At 70.7% G+C, this 18,986-nt stretch carries 17 protein-coding genes; 9 read left to right on the forward strand and 8 right to left on the reverse strand.

Going from position 1 to position 18,986, the window contains the following annotated elements:
* Positions 1-168: 168 nt before the first annotated feature.
* On the reverse strand, positions 169-936 hold the full coding sequence (map, locus tag KO481_RS11155) for a type I methionyl aminopeptidase (RefSeq protein WP_215916976.1): 768 nt from the start codon (positions 934-936) through the stop codon (positions 169-171).
* Positions 937-1,034: 98 nt separating this feature from the next.
* On the opposite strand from map, the gene KO481_RS11160 reads away from it, so the two are divergent.
* The gene (locus KO481_RS11160; RefSeq protein WP_215916977.1) at positions 1,035-1,298 is read left to right on the forward strand and encodes a helix-turn-helix transcriptional regulator; all 264 of its coding nucleotides are present in this window, start codon (positions 1,035-1,037) and stop codon (positions 1,296-1,298) included.
* A 102-nt stretch (positions 1,299-1,400) separates the two neighbouring features.
* Here the strand turns inward: KO481_RS11160 and KO481_RS11165 are convergent, their stop codons facing one another.
* Positions 1,401-2,360, reverse strand: coding sequence for a S1C family serine protease (locus KO481_RS11165; RefSeq protein ID WP_308166506.1), 960 nt, complete (start codon positions 2,358-2,360; stop codon positions 1,401-1,403).
* Between the two features lie 462 nt (positions 2,361-2,822).
* Here KO481_RS11165 and KO481_RS11170 point away from each other — a divergent pair, with 462 nt between their 5' ends.
* The gene (locus KO481_RS11170) at positions 2,823-3,584 is read left to right on the forward strand and encodes an SDR family NAD(P)-dependent oxidoreductase (protein WP_215916978.1); all 762 of its coding nucleotides are present in this window, start codon (positions 2,823-2,825) and stop codon (positions 3,582-3,584) included.
* Positions 3,585-3,785: 201 nt separating this feature from the next.
* Here the strand turns inward: KO481_RS11170 and KO481_RS11175 are convergent, their stop codons facing one another.
* The 5 genes from KO481_RS11175 to KO481_RS11195 all read right to left on the reverse strand — a co-directional run bounded on the left by KO481_RS11175 (position 3,786) and on the right by KO481_RS11195 (position 10,770).
* A complete protein-coding gene (locus KO481_RS11175) occupies positions 3,786-4,568 on the reverse strand; it encodes an ESX secretion-associated protein EspG (protein WP_215916979.1) in 783 nt (260 codons plus the stop codon).
* Complete coding sequence (locus tag KO481_RS11180) at positions 4,568-7,246, reverse strand: hypothetical protein (RefSeq protein ID WP_215916980.1); 2,679 nt, start codon at positions 7,244-7,246, stop codon at positions 4,568-4,570. Before KO481_RS11180 ends, KO481_RS11175 begins: the two co-directional genes overlap by 1 nt.
* Positions 7,243-7,668 carry a hypothetical protein gene (locus KO481_RS11185; RefSeq protein ID WP_215916981.1) on the reverse strand — a complete coding sequence of 142 codons (426 nt, stop codon included), beginning with the start codon at positions 7,666-7,668 and terminating at the stop codon, positions 7,243-7,245. Before KO481_RS11185 ends, KO481_RS11180 begins: the two co-directional genes overlap by 4 nt.
* A gap of 184 nt (positions 7,669-7,852) precedes the next feature.
* Positions 7,853-9,247, reverse strand: a complete 1,395-nt coding sequence (locus KO481_RS11190) for a metallopeptidase TldD-related protein (RefSeq protein ID WP_215916982.1) — start codon at positions 9,245-9,247, stop codon at positions 7,853-7,855.
* Positions 9,244-10,770 (reverse strand): TldD/PmbA family protein, encoded by a 1,527-nt coding sequence (locus KO481_RS11195; protein ID WP_308166507.1) that lies wholly within the window; start codon positions 10,768-10,770, stop codon positions 9,244-9,246. Before KO481_RS11195 ends, KO481_RS11190 begins: the two co-directional genes overlap by 4 nt.
* A gap of 267 nt (positions 10,771-11,037) precedes the next feature.
* Between KO481_RS11195 and KO481_RS11200 the strand changes: the two genes are divergently transcribed.
* From KO481_RS11200 to KO481_RS11215, 4 genes are all read left to right on the forward strand, one after another.
* Complete coding sequence (locus KO481_RS11200) at positions 11,038-11,715, forward strand: TetR/AcrR family transcriptional regulator (protein ID WP_308166508.1); 678 nt, start codon at positions 11,038-11,040, stop codon at positions 11,713-11,715.
* Between the two features lie 158 nt (positions 11,716-11,873).
* The gene (locus KO481_RS11205; protein ID WP_215916983.1) at positions 11,874-13,100 is read left to right on the forward strand and encodes a sensor histidine kinase; all 1,227 of its coding nucleotides are present in this window, start codon (positions 11,874-11,876) and stop codon (positions 13,098-13,100) included.
* A 54-nt stretch (positions 13,101-13,154) separates the two neighbouring features.
* Positions 13,155-13,814, forward strand: coding sequence for a response regulator (locus KO481_RS11210; protein WP_215916984.1), 660 nt, complete (start codon positions 13,155-13,157; stop codon positions 13,812-13,814).
* 85 nt (positions 13,815-13,899) lie between these two features.
* Positions 13,900-14,382: an FxsA family protein gene (locus tag KO481_RS11215; RefSeq protein WP_215917350.1), complete on the forward strand. Its 483-nt coding sequence runs from the start codon at positions 13,900-13,902 to the stop codon at positions 14,380-14,382.
* Positions 14,383-14,403: 21 nt separating this feature from the next.
* On the opposite strand, the gene KO481_RS11220 is transcribed toward KO481_RS11215, so the two are convergent.
* The gene (locus KO481_RS11220; RefSeq protein WP_215916985.1) at positions 14,404-15,006 is read right to left on the reverse strand and encodes a TetR/AcrR family transcriptional regulator; all 603 of its coding nucleotides are present in this window, start codon (positions 15,004-15,006) and stop codon (positions 14,404-14,406) included.
* A 110-nt stretch (positions 15,007-15,116) separates the two neighbouring features.
* On the opposite strand from KO481_RS11220, the gene KO481_RS11225 reads away from it, so the two are divergent.
* From KO481_RS11225 to KO481_RS11235, 3 genes are all read left to right on the forward strand, one after another.
* Entirely contained in the window at positions 15,117-16,286 is a 1,170-nt protein-coding gene (locus KO481_RS11225) for an alpha/beta hydrolase family protein (RefSeq protein WP_215916986.1), read from the forward strand.
* A gap of 82 nt (positions 16,287-16,368) precedes the next feature.
* Positions 16,369-17,229 (forward strand): alpha/beta fold hydrolase, encoded by an 861-nt coding sequence (locus tag KO481_RS11230; protein ID WP_215916987.1) that lies wholly within the window; start codon positions 16,369-16,371, stop codon positions 17,227-17,229.
* 145 nt (positions 17,230-17,374) lie between these two features.
* The gene (locus KO481_RS11235; protein WP_215916988.1) at positions 17,375-18,973 is read left to right on the forward strand and encodes an amidohydrolase; all 1,599 of its coding nucleotides are present in this window, start codon (positions 17,375-17,377) and stop codon (positions 18,971-18,973) included.
* The last annotated feature ends 13 nt before the right edge of the window (positions 18,974-18,986 follow it).

Consider the following 18,986-nt stretch of genomic DNA (forward strand, 5'->3'; position numbering starts at 1 on the left):
GCCGATCCCGGGCCCGTCGATGCGGATTCCGCACGGCACAGGCGGCCGGCGGATCCCGACCGACGTCATTCCCCGTGGCCTCGCCGGTGTGCAGCGCCGATCTCGCTGGTCGATACGCATTCCAGAGCAGCCGATCCGGGCCGAGTTGCCGTGAGAGCGGCGGCCGTTTCAGGCCGCGAGGGTGAGGATCTGCGGCCCGTCGGCGGTGACGGCGATCGTGTGCTCGCTGTGGGCGGTGCGTGAGCCGTCGGCCGAGCGCAGCGTCCAGCCGTCGGGGTCGACGACGATCTTGTCGGTGGTGGCCGCGAACCACGGCTCGATGGCGATGGTCAGGCCTGGCCGCAGGCGCAGGCCGCGGCCCGGACGGCCGTCGTTGGCGACGTGCGGATCCTCGTGCATGGTGCGGCCCAGGCCGTGGCCGCCGAATTCGGTGTTCACCGGATATCCGTGTGCGCGGGCCACCGCGGAGATCGCGGCGGAGAGGTCGCCGATCCGGTTGCCGGGCACCGCGACCGCGATGGCCGCCGCGAGGGCCTCCTCGGTGGCGGTGGCCAGGCGCACGTCGGGCTCGGCGGGTGTGCCGACGATGACGGTGGTCGCGGCGTCGGCGACCCAGCCATCGATCCCGACCGCCAGATCCGCGGTCAGCATGTCGCCGTCGCGTAGCGTGTAATCGAACGGAAGTCCGTGCAGCACAGCATCGTTCACCGAAAGGCAGACGGTGTTGCGGAACGGGCCGCGGCCGAAGGAGGGCGCGTAATCCCAGTAGCACGAGACCGCACCGCGCTCCCGGATGCGCTCGCGCACGAACCGCTCGAGTTCCAGCAGATTCACGCCCACGCGGGCGCGCTCGCGCAGCGCCGCCAGCGTCTCGGCGACGAATTGCCCTGTCACGCGCATCTTCTCGATCTCGGCGGGCGTCTTCAGCTCGACCACGATGACCTCTCCTGTAATGGTATTTAAATACCACTGTAGCGCAGCCGGTATTTGTATACCACTTTGCGTTATTTTAATACCGGCCGTACGCTGGCCGCATGGTCCGACTGCCGCTCACCCCAGCCCAGATCGAGGCCGGTCGCCGCCTGGGCGCCTGCCTGCGCTCGGCCCGTGCCGGTCGGGACCTCGGTGAGGTCGCGGCCTCGGCCGGGATCTCACCGGAGACCCTCCGGAAGATCGAATCCGGCCGCCTTCCCAGCCCGGCCTTCGGCACGGTCGTCGGCCTGAGCCGCGCCCTGCACATCCCGCTGCAGGACCTCGCGGACGTCTGGCAGGCCGCGGCACTGGCCGAATCCGCATAATGGGCGCCGTCGGCGAAGCCGTCCGAAGCCGCGCATGGCCGGAGCGAATGCGGAGGTACGCCTAGGGGCGGCCGGATTGCGTGCGATGGCCGCCGGTGCCGATCAGCCGACGGTCAGTTCGGTCGGTACAGCGATGACGTCGACCATCGCCCCGTTGCGCAGGACGGTGACCGGCAGCGAGCGGCCGATGGCGTCCGCGAACAGGTGGCGTTGAATACCCTGGGCGTCATGGATTTTCGTGCGATCGACGCTGAGCACCAGATCGCCGCGGCGCAGGCCGGCGCGGGCGGCGGGGCCGTCGCGCACCACTTCCATGATCCGCAGCGCCGCGCGCTGGCCGGTGCGGGTGGCCACCGCCTCGGGTAGCGGTGCGGGCACGCCCACCACGCCGAGATAGGCGCGCCGCACCCGGCCGTCGGTGAGCAGCGTGCTGATGATCCGGCGGGTGGTCGAATTGATCGGAATCGCCAGTCCCAGGCCGATTCCCGCGACGGCGGTATTGACCCCGACCACCCGTCCGGACGAATCGGCCAGTGCGCCACCGGAGTTGCCAGGATTGAGTGCGGCGTCGGTCTGGATGACATCCTCGATCACGCGGGCGATGCGGCGATCCCCGACGGGAACCGCGCGCCCCAGGGCGCTGACCACGCCCGCGGTGACCGATCCGGCCAAGCCGAGCGGGCTGCCGACCGCCACCACCAGCCGCCCGACGACCAGGGAGTCGGCATCGCCGAGGACAGCGGCGGCCGGCGCGCCGCCGCGGGCACGCAGTATCGCCAGATCCGAGAGCGGATCGACCCCGACCACGTCGAACCGCGATTCGGTGCCATCGGCGAAGACGACATCGCCGCTGCCCGCCGACCCCACCACATGCGCATTGGTGAGCAGGAATCCGTCGTCGGTGAACACCACCGCCGACCCGCCGCCGCGCGGCGTCTGCACGCTCGCCACGTGCGGGGTCACCGCCCGTGCCACCGAGATCACCGTGCGCGAGTAGGCATCCAACTCGGCCGCGTCGTCCGAAGTGCCGGACTCACGGGACCGGATCGTTTCGTCGTCCACCGCGATCACCTGCTTACATCATTACAACCTTCCCACCAGCATGCGCTCGCCTGTGGGCCGTCGGTGCCCCCGTTCGCCGCGGGCCGAATCGATGGTCCGCGATCGCGTCGGTTGTTCACGCGTGGGACTTGCCGTATCGACCGCGTCACCGAGAACTGGACCGGAGTGCCCGAGGCCGACATCGCGCGGCTGATCGAGCGCTTCTTCCGCGGGCGCCGGCGCTGGTGCGGATGCAGGGGCGGCGGGAGGCCGTGCAGGTCGGCGTGTTCAGTGGCGGTCCCGGGTCCCCTCAACCGCATCACGCCGCCCCCGCTCACCGGCAGGGCGGCACATGGGAATCGAATCGGCCACCCCGCGCAGGCTGAGCGCGCGGTCCGATTCTCGCCAGCTTCCGCCTGTCGCCCGGGCTTGACTTGTCGATGCGACGAGATCGCGAATGGTGCGACAGAAATGGAGTCTGTGATGAATTCTCGCTTCGAGTCCAAGGTTGTGCTGATCACCGGCGCAACCTCGGGTGTGGGCGAGGCGGTCGCGCGGCGCGTCGCGGCCGAGGGCGCCGCGGTTGTGCTGGGTGCGAGGGGAAAGACGGACGGCGACCGGGTGACCGCCGAGATCCGGGCGGCGGGCGGCCGCGCCGTGTTCGTCTCGGCCGATGTCACCGACCCCGCCGACCAGGAGCGCCTGACCGGCACCGCGATCGAGGAATTCGGCAGGCTGGACGCGGCGTTCAACAATGCTGGCGCCGTCAAGGCGTTCGGCCCGATCCAGGACATCGACGAGGCGAGCTGGCGCGCCGATCTGGAACTGAACCTCACCGGGGTGTATTACGGCCTGCGCCAGCAGATTCCGGCGATCATCGCCTCGGGCGGCGGCGCGATTCTGAACAATGCGTCGAACCTGGGCGTGGTGGGCATGGGCTCGGTGGCGCCGTATGTGGCCGCCAAACATGGCGTCGTCGGCCTGACCAAGGCCGTTGCTCTCGAAACGGCCGCGCAGGGCGTCCGGGTGAACGCGCTGGTGTCCGGCGCGGTCGACACTCCGGCGTTTCGCGGCTCGATGGGTGCGACACCGGAGGGCGCGGCCGCGGTGGCCGCCCTGCATCCGCTGGGCCGCATCTCCCGGCCCGGCGAGATCGCCTCGCTGTGCGCCTATCTGCTCAGCGACGAGGCGAGCTTCGTCACCGGCGCGGCGCTGGCGATCGACGGCGGCTTCACCGCGCAGTAGTCCAGCGGTCGGTTCAGCGGAGGGCGCGAGCGATGTCGAGCACTTCTCGGCGTCCTCCGTGACCGCGGTGAGGCGGGTCTCGGCCCGGGGTCTGTGCTGGGTGGCTCGCGTCGATCGCTTCCGGGGGCCGGACGGCGATGGGGACGCTCGCATCGGCCGCGGCCGAGATGGTGTGCGCACTCCACCCGAGGTGGATGTCGGCTAGTGCGTAACGAATTCGCCTATATCGTCGACGAAGTCGCGGTATTCGAACAGGGCGAGGTCGAGCAGGCGGGCGACTGCGCCCTGCACCGCGCCGGCGTCGGCCGGCTGGACGGTGATGGTGCGGTTGCCCGTCTCCAGGTATCGGCCGTCGTCGTGAATGTCGTACCAGCGGACCGTGCCGACCTTGCGTGGCTGCTTGCCGCCGAGGTTCCGGGGGCCGCGGAATACGGTGATCACGCCGGCGCCACCGGCCGGGCGGCGAACCAGTCGCCGATAGCGTTGCAGCGGCGTGGATTCCCCGGTGTAGTGCAGTTCCGGTTGGCGCTCGGGGTACAGGTCGGCCACCGCGAACGCCTGGGGTGGATGACTGCCCGGCGCGACCCGCGGCAGCAGGCCACCCAGCTGAGTGGACAGCCGGTCCGCGGAGATGATGCTGACCTCGATGCGCGGGCGGCGAGTGAATTGTATTGCGAGAGCGGCGTGCCGGTCGTGGCGGGCGGCGGTGACCCGGATCGGGCCCGCCTGGTCGGAGACGCCGTGAATCTCGGCCCACACCTCCGGCTCGGTGAGCACACGGAACGCGCGCCGCAGCAGGTCTGCCTCGTTCCAGGTCAGCCTGCCCTGGTCGGAATACTCGTGGCGGATGTGCTCCCAGTAGCGGTCACGCTCGTTCACATGGGCGAAGCGAGACAGATAGGTGAGCGGATAGAGCATGCGGTCGTTCGCCGGCCCGAACCACAGGGCTGCGAATTCCTCCTCGTCGAACGACCAAGTGGTCATTATTCACCTATCGTGGGCTGAACGTACTGCCCGCTGAGTGTCGTTCCGGCGGTAAGGGATTCGCCGCGGGGATCGGCGCCTTCCCGGTTCGGATCGTCCGGGGACGGGTATTCGCCGATCGTGGGCTGGACGTAGCTTTCGGTGGGTGGTGTTGGGGCGGTGCGGGGCTCGTTGCCCGGGGCTGCCCCGGAATCGAGCCCGCTGCGGGCGCTTTCGGGGGTGTGGTCACCGACGTCGTCCGCGGATCCGTATTCGCCGATTACGGGCTCGACATGCGGTCCGGCGAACTCTGTTCCGGCCATGGACGGTCGTACATCGTTCGCGCGTATCGTCTCGGCGGCGGCGGATCCGATGCCGGGGTTACCGATCGCCGGCTGAACGAGGTGCGCCGTGGATGGTGTTTCGGCGACGGTGGGCTCGTTGCCCCGCGTGGTACCGGTATCGGGCCTCTCGTGGTCGCCTCGGGCGGTGTGGTCACCGATCTGTGGTTGAACGTTCTGATCGGTGTGCGGGGTGGACCCGACACCGCGGTCGAATATCGGACTGGCGGGGTCCTGGTCGACCGCGGATCCGTATTCGCCGATGACCGGCTCGACAGGCGGTTCGGCGCCCGCTGTTTCGGCTGCGGCGGGGTTGAGTTCGTCCTCGGTCGCCGCTCGTTCCCGGTTGTCTCGACGCGTGTGGTCGCCGATGGTGGCCTGGACGTAGTCCTCGGTGCGCGCCATCTCGGCCGTTGTCGACTCGTTGCCGAGGTCGACGGTCTTGCCGATTCGGTCGCGGTCGCCCTCGTATTTGACCCGCATGCGCGGCATCCGCGGATCGTGGTGCTGGTGTGGGTCGTCGCTGAGTTCGGCCGCGGCCGCGCCGGTGATCGCGGTCGCCGCGGGCTCGGTCAGCGCGTCGGGGGGAATCGAGTTCGTCGCGGCGGCCGACCCGAGCGGCGGAGTCGCGGGGGTTCCACCGGTCGGGGTGGGCGCGATCGGCCTGGGCGTCTGGGTATTCGGCGCGGGGCTCGGGGGATTCGTACCGGGGGTCGGGGAACTCGGTACCGGTGCTGGGGAATTCGGTCCCTGGCCGATCGGACCGGAATGGAGGTTCGGCCCGGGTGCCGAGGATCCGGGTGCGGGGGCGCCGGGGCTCGGCGGAGGGGCCGAAGGGCCTGGCGCCGGAGCGGTGGGAGCGGGCGGAATGTTCGGTGTCGATGGGGGATTCGGGATCATCGATCCCGCGCCGAGAGCGGGTGCGGCGATACTGGCCGCCGCGCCCAGTGCGGATCCGGCGGCGCTCGAGGCGGCCAGCGCGCCGGGCAGAGCCGTACCCGGCACCGTCGTCGGCAGCCGCGGCGTGTTCTGTGTGACATTTGCTCCGCCGCGCCCACTGTCGGAGGACCCGCCCGCGCCGGAATCTGTGGAACCGGGCGTGGCCGTGGCATTCTGCGCGCCGCCGGAGGAACCGGCGCTCGGTGCGGCCGTCGAGCCGGTGTCGGTGTGCGTAGTCGGCGCGGGTTGGTTCGAGGTCGCTTGGTTCGCCGTGACCTGGTTCGAGGTCGCCTGGCTCGCCGCGGCTTGGTTCGACGTCGTCTCGTTCGCCGCGGCTTGGTTCGATGCGGTCTGGCTCGCCGCGGCTTGGCTTGCCGCGGAATCGTTTGCCGCTGAGTGGGTTTCGGCGGGAGTCCGGCCGTCGGACCGGGAACCGTTGTCGGCGGGCGTGGTGTGCGTCCCGTGCTCCGAGCGGGGTGTATCCGAATCCGAGTGCTGCGGCGTGTCGTGTGTGCCGTCACGGGAGGTCGTATCGGTCGGGGCATCGTGCGGCGATGTACTGGCCGGGGTCGTCGGAGCGGTGACCGGCGCGGTGCTCGCCGGGCGGGTAGCGGCCGGAACCTGCGGGTCGCCGGTGAGTACGGTCCGGTCCTGCGGGCGATAGAGCACGTCGTTGGCGGTCGGGCGCGACGTTACGGAATTGTCCGTGAGCGCGGTGACGCTCGCGTCGGGATTCGTTACCGGCGTACCGAAAAGGCTGGTGTGCACACCGGCGGGCACGGTGCTGTCCGGCCGCGTGCCGAGGCCGGGGATATCGATGCTGGCCACGCCCGGAATCGACACCCGCACACCGTTGGTCGTCGCCGACGCCAGCGCGGTGAGGGGATTGTCGCCGGCTCCGGTCGAATTCGCCGGCGGAAAGGTCGGTATGCGGGCGTCTTCGGTGGTGAACGGGACCACGTAGCGCTGCTGCATGGTCTGCCGGGCGTCGTCCTGGGCCTTGCTGGCGTTGCGCGTCTGGGTGTCGAATTCGGTCGGATCCTTGGTCTGGTCGGCGGTGACCGGAACCGGCTTCGATATGTACGCCTTCGTGGTCTGCGCGGCCTGGGCGGTATTCGCCACGACCTGCCCGGTCTGGTCGAACAGGTCGGCCAGATCGGTGGCCCGGGTGCCGTATCCGGTCACCGCCTGCACCGCGGCCTCGGCGGCGGAGCCGGTCCAGTGGCCGTCCACGGCGGTGCGCACGGCCTGCACCAGGCCGGTGGTGGAGGTGCGCCACTGGTCGCCGGCTTGCTGCCAGGCCGTGACGATATCCGCGCAGTGATCACCGACCGTTTGGAAGGCGTCGTAGATCTGCTGATGGGTCAGGGCGTCCACATTCTCCGGATCGGTGATTCCGGGTGCGTCATAGGTTGTCACGCGGTGCCCCCGGCCTCCGGGAGTGCCGCCTGGGCCGCGCGGAGTTTGGCGGCGAACTCGCTGTCGGTCTGCTGCAGGCGATCACGGATCGTGCGGAACAGGGTCTGCAGTTCGTCGGCGGTCTTCCAATGATCCTGCAGGGTGTCGTAGGCGTTGTTGGCCCCGCCGCTGCCCTTGTCTCGCAGGCGCTGCACGATCGTGTGGGCGGAGGTCAGGATCGGCGACTGCTCGCCCACACCCCACGAGTCCTGGTTGTGCACCTTCTGCACCAGCTGCTGGATCGACTGGATCTCCGTCTTGCGCTGCTGCAGTGCCTTGTCCAGCGCCAGGAACGCCTGCGGCTCCACATTCAGCGAGACCGATCCGGTCTTGGCCTGCTCGATGAGCGGACCGAAGACCGGGGCTCCGGTGTCCTGTGTCATTGAGTCCCCACCTCGACTTGTGCGCGCCTGCCCCCGAGCCGAGTGGTTTCGATGCGGCAGAGCATCGCTGTCCTGGCCAGCGATTCTGCCACATGGGTGCGGGACACGGGTGCGGTCGGGGACCGAACGTCCGGTCCGGACGAGCGGCCCCCGCACAGTGGCGGACCGGGTGAGATGGCTGGGATCAGGTCGCGCGGCTGACCGAGGACATGTGGAAATCGGGAATCCGCAGCGGCGGCATCGCCGTGCGGGTGAACCAGTCCTTCCACTCGCGTGGCAGCGTGACCTCGGTGGCCCCCGCCTCGGTCGTGCGGCGCAGCAGATCCAGCGGGCTCTCGTTGAAGCGGAAGTTGTTCACCGCGGCGGTGACCTCGCCGTCCTCGACGAGGTAGACGCCGTCGCGGGTGAGCCCGGTGAGCAGCAGGGTGGCAGCATCAACCTCGCGGATGTACCAGAGGCAGGTCAACAGCAGCCCGCGCTCGGTGCGGGCGATCATCTCCGGCAGCGTCGCGCCCGAGCCGCCCGTCATCAGCAGGTTCTCGCCCGGAACCGTGATCGGTGCGTCGAATTCCGTTGCGGTGGCCCGCGGATACACCAGATTCTCGATGACGCCCTCGCGGATCCAGTCCACGCGCCGGGCCGGAAGGCCGTTGTCGAAGACCGAGAGCGCGGGTGAGGAGGCCGCCGTGGCCACGAACGGGCGGTACTCCAGGCCGGTCGCGCTCGGATCCGAGTAGAGGGTCAACCCGAGATCGGTGAGCCGCTCCCCGACGCGGGTGCCGCCCGCCCGCGAGAAGGCCGTGTGCCCCTCGTTGGCGCCGCGGCCCTGCATCTCCCAGTTCATGTAGATCAGCAGATCCGCGACCGCCGATGGGGGCAGCAGCGTCTCGTACCGTCCGGCGGGGAGCTCGACGCGGCGGGCGCTCCAGTCCAGCCGCCGCGCGAGCTCGGTCAGCAGTGCGGAGGCGTCGACATCGGCGAAGTCGAGGGTGCCCGCGCCGACCCAGGCGCTGGCGAGATCGGCTCCTGCGCCGCGCTTTCCGTTGATTTCGACCGATCCGGTCGGCTGGGTCCAGCGGCGGCGGATCCCGGTCGAGGTGCCCAGCCAGGTGGTGTGCAGCTGATGCTCGGCGAAGCCGTACAGCATGTCCGCGCCGTCGAAACCGGTGGCCAGCTCGCGCGCCAGGCCGGTGAAGACCTCGATGCCCGTCGCCGCGGGCTCGCCCGACCAGCCCGGGTCCAGATGCAGGCCCACCGCCTCGGGGTCCAGCAGCGGCATCGCATCGCGCGCGGGCGTGGCGGAGCGCGCGGCCTCGTCGCTGGCGCGCACCACCGATTCGATGTCGGCGGCGGCCACGCTCGTCGAGCTCACGCTGCCGACCCGGGCGGCATTCGGCCCCTCGCGCAGGATCGAGACCACCGCCCACTCGCGCGAGGTCGAGGATCCGTTGGTGGTCATGGAGTTTCCGGCCCAGCGTAGCGAGGCCTCGGACCGGTCGGTGACGATGACGATCGCCTCGTCGGCCCGCGAGGCGGCCAGGGCCCGCTCGACGACCTCGCCGCCGTGTAGGACGCTCATCGCCCCGCCTCCGATCGAGTATTGAGAATGTTGACCCCGCGCACCAGGACCGACGGGCAACCGTGGCTGACCGCGGCCACCTGGCCGGGCTGGGCCTTGCCGCAGTTGAACGCGCCGCCCAGCACCCAGGTGGAGGGTCCGCCGACCGCCTCCATCGAGCCCCAGAAATCGGTGGTGGTGGCCTGATAGGCGACATCGCGCAGCTGGCCGGCCAAGCGCCCGTTGCGGATCCGGAAGAACCGCTGACCGGTGAACTGGAAGTTGTAGCGCTGCATGTCGATCGACCACGACTTGTCGCCGACGATGTAGATGCCGTTCTCGATGCGGGAGATCAGCTCCTCGGTGCTGGTGTCGCGCACCGGATCCGGCTGCAGTGAGACGTTGGCCATCCGCTGAATCGGCACATGGTGGGCCGAATCCGCGTACGAGCAGCCGTTGGAGCGGTCCAGGCCCAGCCGCGGCGCGAAGACTCGGTCCAGCTGGTAGCCCACGAGCACGCCCTCGCGCACCAGATCCCAGCGCTGGCCGGCCACGCCCTCGTCGTCGTAGCCGACCGAAGCCAGGCCGTGCCGCTCGACGCGGTCGCCCGTGACGTGCATGATCGGGGTGCCGTACCGCAGCGTGCCCAGCTGATCGGGTGTGGCGAACGAGGTTCCGGCATAGGCCGCCTCATAGCCGATCGCACGGTCGTATTCGGTGGCGTGGCCGATGGATTCGTGGATGGTGAGCCACAGATTGGTCGGGTCGACAACCAGATCGGTAGGGCCCGGAGTAACCGTGGGCGCCTTCACCTTCTCGGCCAGCCACTGCGGGATCCGGGCGAGTTCTCCTGTCCAGTCCCAGACGCCGTCGGCGCCGGTGACGTACTCCCAGCCGCGCCCGGCCGGCGCGGCCAGGGTGCGCATCGTCTCGAACGCACCCGCACCGGCGTCCACCGTGATCGCCTCCAGGTGCGGATGCAATCGCACCCGCTGCTGGGTGATCGCTGATCCGGCGGTGTCGGTGTAGTAGGTCTGCTCCTTGACCTGTAGCACGTGCGCCTCGACGTGATCGACGCCGTCGGCGGCGGACAGGCGCTCCGAATAGTCCTGCAGCAGTGCTACTTTTTCCGGCGTCGGCACCTCGAACGGGTCGATCGCGTAGTCCGAGACCCACTGCGCGTCGCCGTAGACGGGCTCGTCCGCCAGCTCCACGCGCTCGCGGTTCAACGCGCGCAGCGTGGTCGCCACCGTCACCGCGCGGCGCGCGACCTGCACGGCGGTGGCGGGGGACAGGTCGGCGTGGGAGGCGAAACCCCAGGTGCCATCGACGATTACGCGGACCGCGAAGCCCAGGTCGATGGAGTCGGTGACCGCCTCCACGCGGCCGTCCCGCAGCCGGATCGACTGCCGGACCTGGCGGTGGACGCGCAGATCGGCGTAGCCGGCCCCCGCGGCGCGCGCGGCGCTGAGCGCGGCCTCGGCTAATGCGGCCAGCGGCAGCGCGCGGAACTCCTCGTCCACGGCACGGGATGCAATGCTCACGCAGCACACCGTAATTGCTCGGGAGCTGCCTCTTCAAGAACAAAAGCCGAGCGTGCGGGTGCGGACGGCGAATCCGTGGCGAGCCGCGCGCGTGCGGGCGCGTCGGTGGCGGGCGGCGCGGTGAATGCGTTGCGGCCCAGTGCGACACGCCGCGCAAACTGGCAGTGAGTGCAATGTCGCAGGCTGTGCGTGTGCGCGCGAGGTGTAACGCGCGGTGACACGCAGCCTGCCGGGTATTTGATCTCGTATGCCGTACTGTCTGCCCGCGTGCCGCCATCCGCCCTCCGTGACCGCAAGCGAGAACGCACCCGCCGCGCCCTGCTCGAGGCCGCCGTCGACATGTTCGAATCCCGTGGCTACGAGGCGACTACGGTCGCCGACATCGCCGCGGCCGCCGAGGTGGGCACCCGCACCTTCTTCAATTACTTCGAGAGCAAGGAAGAACTGCTCTTCCCCGAGCCCGACGAGCGCGTGCGCGCGGCCGTCCACGCCATCGCGACCCGCCGCCCGGACGAGCGGCCGGTCGAGGTGCTTCTGCGCGCGCTACGTGCGGCCGGCGACAATCCGGGCGAGCACCTCGGGGACGACCTGGCCGCCAGGATCGCGGTCCTGCGGGCTCAGGTCTCGCGCACGGTGCCCGCGGTCAGCGGTCGCGCGGCGCACGCGCAACTGGCGGCGCAGCAGGAGATCGCCCGTCAGCTGCGCGCGGCCTTTCCGGACGAGCTGGACGACGTCGGCGCGGCGGCCCTGGTCGGCGCGGTGATCGGCGCGGTCTCCGGGGCGCTGACCGTCCTGTTCTCCGGTCGCCACGCCATCGAGGACGGCGAACGCCTGCAGCGCAAGATCCGCGAGACCACCTCGCGCGTGCTCGCGCCCTGGCTGGCCGGGCATTCGACCCATGCCGCGTCCGGGGCCCGGCCGTTGCCCGCCGAGGTGCGCTGCTGAGCGCGGCGGACACCCCTGGCCGGTGCTGGACATTCGTGCCGGAGGCAGCTCGACATCGGTCGCGGCGAGTGGATGTGATGGCCGGGGCCCGATACGTGTGTGCGCGGCGGCGCCGCACGTCCGGCCGGGCACCCGGGCGCGCGTTCTAGGCTGAGGACGTGCGTCGATTCAGCCTGTGGCTCCGCGGCAAGCCCATGGTCGCCGATGCGATGCTGGCCGCACTGCTGCTCGCTGCCGATCTCGCCTCGGCCGTTCACAAGCGGCATCTGGCGCTCTATCTCGTATTCGCGGTGCTGGTTCCGCTGCCGGTGATCGTGCGGCGCAGGTATCCACGCGCAAGTGCGACTGCGCTGCTGGGCGTGTCGATTCTCAACAGTCTGGTGAGCGGCGCGATCGGCGAAAACCTGCAGAATCCGGCGCTGGGTGCGCTGGGCATCGCGCTGTACACCCTGGTCGCGTACGTGGGGCGGCGGGACGGGCTGATCTATCTCGGCGGACTGACCCTCGACGCGGCCCTGGCCGATGCGCTGAACCACGAATCGATCCCGATGACGATCGCGATCCTGACGCTGTACTACGCGCTGTGCTGGACCCTCGCGGAATTCCTCGGCGCCCGCCACGCCTACGACGCCGAGGTGGCCGCGCGGCTGGCGGTGGCCGACGACGACCGGGAACGCGCTGCGCACGAGGCGGTTTCGGTCGAACGCACCCGGGTCGCGCGCGAGCTGCACGATATCGTCGCGCATGCGGTGAGCGTGATCGTCGTGCATGCCGACGGCGCCCGCTACGCGCTGCGCACCGATCCGGATGCGGCCGATCGGGCGCTGGGCACCATCGCGGCCACCGGGCGCGAGGCGCTGCGCGAGCTGCGGCGCACGGTCGCGCTGCTGCGCACCGAGCAGTCCCCCGAACAGCTGCCACAGCACGGCACCGCCGGCCTGGCGCGGGTGGTGGGGATGATGCGCAGTGCCGGCCTCGCGGTCGAACTGGAGCTGGCCGGTGAACTCGACAGCATCGCCCCCGAGGTGAGCCTGGGTGTGCACCGCATCGTGCAGGAGTCGCTGACCAACACCTTCCGCCATGCGGGCCCCGCCCCGAAGGCGTGGGTGCGGGTGCATCGCCGGGACGAGGATGTGCTGGTGGAGGTCGTCGATATCGGCCATCAGTGGGTAGCACAGGAACCGGCCGCCGATCCGCCGCCGGGCACGTCCGCCCGTCCGTCCGGCGCGATGGCCCGCAACGGCCTCACCGGCAGCGGCCTCGGCCTGGTGGGCATGCGCGAGCGCGTCGCGGTCCTGGGTGGTTCGCTCGAGGCCGGGCGGCGCCCCGAGGGCGGCTGGCGCGTCCGGGCGATCATCCCGCTCACCCGGGATGGCTCCGAGTAGTCGCCGGTCGGGTCGCCCGCACGGATCGCCCCGGCGGACAAGTAGATTGGACGGGTGCCGATCACCGTACTCGTCGTCGACGACCAGGAGTTGATGCGAGCCGGGCTGCGGATGGTGCTGGGGGCGCACCCCGATCTCACGGTGGTGGGGGAGGCCGGCAACGGCGCCGCGGCCGTGCAGCAGGCCCGGGAGCTGGCGCCCGACGTGGTGCTGATGGACGTCCGCATGCCGGTGGTCGACGGCGTCACCGCGACGAGTCGGATCCTCGAATCCGGCTGCGGCAGCAAGGTTCTCGTCATGACCACCTTCGACCTGGACGAACACGCCCTCGGCGCGCTGCGGGCGGGCGCGAGCGGCTTTCTGCTCAAGGACACCCCGCCGGAGGACCTGATCTCGGCGATTCGCAGCGTGGCCGCGGGTGACGCCGTGGTCTCCCCGAAGGTGACCAAGCGCCTGCTGGATCGGTTGATTGCCGACGACCCCGGCGGCATGCGCGACAGCGCGGTGCTGGATGTGCTCACCGCCCGCGAGCGGGAGGTGCTCGAGCAGATCGCCGCGGGCCGCTCCAACGCCGAGATCGCCGGGGAGCTGTACCTGTCCGAGGCCACGGTCAAGACCCACGTGGGCCGCGTGCTCACCAAGCTGGGCCTGCGCGATCGAGTGCAGGCGGTGGTCCTGGCCTATGAGACGGGGCTGGTCCGGCCGGGGGCGTGAATTCTCAGTAAGGGTTCAGTCTCGGCGGGAGAAAATCCGGTCGCGCGGTCGTTGAATGGGGTAGATGGATTCGGAAAGGACCGTCATGCCCGCCGTACTGTTCGCCCTGTACCTGGTTGTCGAGATCGCCGCCCTCGTCGTGGTCGGCCATTTCATCGGTGCCGCCCTGACGATTCTGCTGCTCATCGCGTGTTCGGGCCTGGGCCTGATCGTGGTGCGCTCGCAGGGCCGCCGGGTGTTCGATCAGTTCCGGCGTGCCGGGCGCGGGGAGATCACCCCGGGCGCGGCGGTCGCCGACGGCGCGCTGGTCACCCTCGGCGCGGTCGCGATGTTCGTCCCCGGCCTGGTCACCTCCGTGCTGGGCCTGCTCCTGCTGCTGCCCACCCGAGCCCTGTTGCGGCCCTTCGTCTCCGCCTTTGCCAACCGCCGCATCGATCGCCTGTCGATGGCGGGCGGATATCGCGGTGTGGTCGTCGACCCGTCGGGTGATGTGGTCGACGGCACGGTCGTGCACGAGTACTACGACGACGGACAGGGCGCCGCTCGTCCGATGATCGACGGTAAGTAGCCGGATCCGCCGGCGCGCCGGTCACCGCACGGCGGCGCGCAACGCGGCCTCGACCGCACAGGTCAGCGTCTCCAGGTACGCGTCGTCGATGTCGCCGCGCATGATCAGCATCCGGAAGCCCAGCGGCGCGATCAGCAGATCCATGCCGAGTTCCAGATCCAGCCGGTCCGGCAGCTCGCCGCGGTCGATCGCCGCCTCCAGCACGGCCCGCGCCGCGGCCCGGCGCGGCACCGCGACCCCGGTGTACAGCACCTCCTCGAGCGCGCTCGAGCGGCCCGCGTCGGAGAGCAGTCCGAGGCCGATCCGGCTGACCAGCGGATTGGCCAACTGACCACGGATGCTGTCCAGCAGTTCGCGTAGGTCGCTGTGCAGGGCGCCGGTGGCAGGGGGCGGGGGCAGCGCCCCGGTGACCGCGTCGCGGATCAGCTCGGTGAGCATGTCCTCCTTGGACGACCAGCGCCGATACAGGGCCGCCTTGCCCACGCCGGCGCGCCGGGCGATCGCCTCCATGGACAGTCGCGCGTAGCCGGCCTCGGCGAGTTCGGTGAAGGTCGCCGCGGTGATCGCGTCGGTCACCTGCTGTCGCAGGGCGGCGCCTCCGGTTGCCGTTCGCTCGGTTGCCATGTACCGAGGATAGCCGAGACGGAACGGTTGCGTTCCATTTGATTCGGCGGTACGGTCGTTCATGAAACGGAACGGCACCGTATCGTTCCGAAAATGAGCGGAGAGCGGCGATGAAATTCCTCTACGACGACGAGTCCTTTTCCTTCGAGGCGCTGCGCGCGGCCGGATATGCCACCTATGCCGGCGCCGAACTCGGCGAGGTGCTGGTGACCTGCGGGCGGATCCCCGAGGGCGACGAGGCCGCCTGGTCGTCCGAGTGGGCCGCGACGGCCGCCCGGGTCGAGGGCATCGGGCGGGACGCACTGGCCGCCGGGCACCGGGTGAGCGCGCGCGAGGCGCTGCTGCGCGCGTCGAACTACTACCGGACCGCCGACTTCTACCGCCGCGAGGATCCGGCGAACGACGCCGAGTCCGCACGGCTGGCCACGGCGTCGCAGCGGACCTTCGCCGACGCCGCGGCCCTGCTCGATACCCCGGCCCGCGCCGTGCGGATCCCCTACGAGGACACGACGCTTCCGGGTTACCTGTTCCTCGCGGACGATTCGGGACAGCCGCGCCCGACGGTGCTCTACCACGGCGGATTCGACTCCACCCTCGAGGAGGACTACCTCGGGCTCGCCGCCGGTGCGTTGCGGCGCGGCTACCACGTCCTGGCCTTCGACGGTCCTGGCCAGGGCAGCACCGTGCGCGAACAGGGCCTGCACTTCCGGCCCGACTGGGAGGCCGTCGTCACCCCCGTCGTCGATTTCGCCCTCGCCCTGCCCGAGGCGGACCCCGCCCGGCTCGTTCTGGTCGGCACGAGCATGGGCGGCTATCTCGCGGCCCGGGCGGCCGCGTTCGAGCACCGTCTCGCCGCATGCGTGCTGCACGACGGCGTCTACGACATGCATGAACCGTTCGCGACGACCCTGGAGCTCGCGGCCCGGGCGCCCGGTGGGCTCGAGGCGGTGCTGGCGCAGAACACGCAGGCGCGCTGGGCCGTTCGCAACGGCCGGTGGACCTTCGGGGTGTCGACCGCGCAGGAGCTCGTCGAGGTGACCCGGCCGTACACGATGGCGGGGCTGGCCGACCGAATCGTGTGTCCGACACTGGTTCTGGAGGCCGAGAACGACCAGTTCTTCGAGGGCCAGCCGCAGCGCATCTACGACGCGCTGACCTGCCGCAAGGACCTCATCGCGTTCCGCGAGGACGAGGGCGGTGGCGAGCACTGCCACGAGGGTGCGGTCGCTCTGTGGCATCAGCGCACCTTCGATTGGCTGGACGAGCTGCTTGCGGCCTGACGGTCGCGCTCCCGGCGTTTACGATTCGACGAAGATGGCGCCCGCGGGCCGCCGCCACCGTGATAGTCCGGAGGGAGCAGCGATGGGATCACCGAGTCTCGACGAGTGGCTCGCGGGCGGCGAACGCCTCCGGGTGGGCGGGCGCGAGATCTTCCACCGGCAGGACGGTCCCGGTGCCGGGCGTCCGGTGACCCTGGTGCACGGCTTCCCCACGTCCTCGCATGACTGGGCTGCGATCATGCCCGCGCTCACCGAATCCGGTTGCCGGGTCACGACTCTCGACCTGCTCGGCTTCGGTGCGAGCGCGAAGCCGAGCGGTCACGAGTACACGATCGATGAGCAGGCATCGATCGTCGAGGCGGTGTGGGACCATCTCGGTATCGGCCGGACGGCTCTGGTCGCGCACGACTACGGCGTCTCGGTCGCCCAGGAGCTACTGCATCGCGACGCCGCGCGTATCACCGCCGCCGCGTTCCTCAACGGCGGCCTGTACCCGGACCTGCACCGGCCCGTCCGCGTGCAGAAGTTGCTGCACGGCCCCGCGGGCGCGGTCCTGCAGTACCTGTCGACCGAGCCGATGTATCGCAGGTCGATACGGGAAATACTCGGGCGTCCGGTCTCCGGCGACGAACTGCACGACATGTGGCGAGCGACCTCGATGAACGGCGGCAGGCGCGTGCAGCATCGGCTGCTGCGTTACATCGACGACCGGCGGGTGCACGGCGGCCGCTGGCAATCGGCACTCGAAAACTATGGAGGCCCGATGCTGTTCGTCTGGGGTCCCGCGGACCCGGTGAGCGGCGCCCATGTACTGCCTCGCCTGCGCGAGCGGCTGCCGGGCGCGCGGCTCGTGGTCCTCGACGAGCCTCCCGCGACGGGGCACTACCCGCAGGTGGAGAATCCGGAAGCGGTCGCCGCCGCGCTGACCGAATTCCTGCGCTGAACGGACTCGGCAAGGCGGGAGGGAACTCAGGGCCGCGAGAAGGTGCGGGAGTATCCGGCGGCGTTGCGGATGCGGAGACCGGAGGCGGTCATCGTGGACGGGGCGGCGGCGAGCGGGGCCGGCGGCTCCGGCAGACTGGGGTGTCGTGAGTACCCAGTTGCTGATCGGCGGTCGCATCCACAGTCCGAGTTCGCCCGATGCCACCTCGATGGCGGTGACGGGCGGGACCGTGGTGTGGCTCGGGGCCGAGCGGCCGGGGCGGGCGCTGTATCCGGATGCGGAGATCATCGATCTGGACGGGGCTTTCGTGGCGCCCGGGTTCGTGGATCCGCACGTGCACGTCACGGCGCTGGGGCTGCAGCTGACGGGACTGGATCTGTCGGGGGCGGGGTCGCTGGCGGAGTGCCTGTCGCTGGTCGGGGAGTATGCGCGGGCGCACCCGGACGGGGTGATCATCGGCGAGGGCTGGGACGAGACGCGGTGGGCCGAGGGGCGGCCGCCGTCACCGGAGCAGGTGGACGCCGCGGCCGGGCCGGGGCGGTCGGCGTATCTCGTTCGGGTGGACGCACATTCGGCGGTGGTGTCGACCGCGGTGCTGGATGCGGTGCCGAATATCGTTGCCGCCGAGGGCTACACCCGCGGGGAACCGCTGCGCGCGCAGGCACATCACCTCGCGCGCACGGCGGTGCTGGATCGGCTGGACCGAGCCCAGCGTGATCGTGCCCGCCGCGCCGCCCTCGATCACGCGGCCGCCCGGGGCATCGTCGCCGTGCACGAATGCGCCGGGCCGGAGATTTCGGGCCGGGCCGACCTCGCCGAACTGCTGGACTTCGAGCACGGCGTGGAGGTCCGCGCGTACTGGGGTGTGGCGGTGCGCACCGCCGACGAGGCCCGCACGCTGGCGAAGGAACTCGGCGTGCACGGCCTGGCGGGTGACCTGTTCGTCGACGGCTCCCTGGGTTCGCACACCGCGTGGTTGCGGGAGCCGTATGCGGACGGTGCGGGTACCGGCACGTCCTATCTCGACGTCGATGCCATCACCGCGCATCTGCGGGCGTGCACCGAGGCGGGGATCCAGGCCGGATTCCACGCTATCGGCGATGCCGCGGTATCGGCGGTAGCCGAGGGTGTCTCGCGGGTCGCGGCCGAGCTCGGCGGACCGGCCGTGGCCGCGCGCGGACATCGAATCGAACATGCCGAGCTGCTCGATGCCGACGCCATCGCCGTCTTCGCCCGGTACGGGGTCCTGGCGAGTGTGCAGCCCGGCTTCGACGCCGTGTGGGGCGGCCCGGACGGCATGTATGCCGCGCGGCTGGGCGCCGAGCGCGCCGCGGCCCTGAATCCGTTCTCCGCCATGGCCGCCGCCGGAATCGGATTGGCCATCGGCTCGGATGCCCCGGTCACGGCGCTGGAACCGTGGGCCGCCGTCCGCGCGGCCGCACACCATCGCACGCCGGGACATCAGATCTCCCCCCGCGCCGCCTTCGCCGCCGCCACCCGCGGCGCGTGGCGGGCCGGGGGTGTGCGCGACGGCGTGGCCGGCACCCTCGTGCCCGGCGCACCGGCCTCCTACGCCGTCTGGGACGCCGCGGACCTTGTGGTGGCCGCGGCCTCGGACACAGTGCAGCGCTGGTCCACCGACCCCCGCTCCCGCGTCCCCGGCCTGCCCCCGCTCGACCCGGGCGCACCCCTACCGCGCTGCCTGCGTACCGTGCACCGGGGGACCACCATCCATGCGGTGTAGTCACGGCAAGACC

This window comes from Nocardia albiluteola (assembly GCF_018860155.1).
In the GTDB taxonomy this organism is placed as follows: Bacteria; Actinomycetota; Actinomycetes; order Mycobacteriales; family Mycobacteriaceae; genus Nocardia; species Nocardia albiluteola.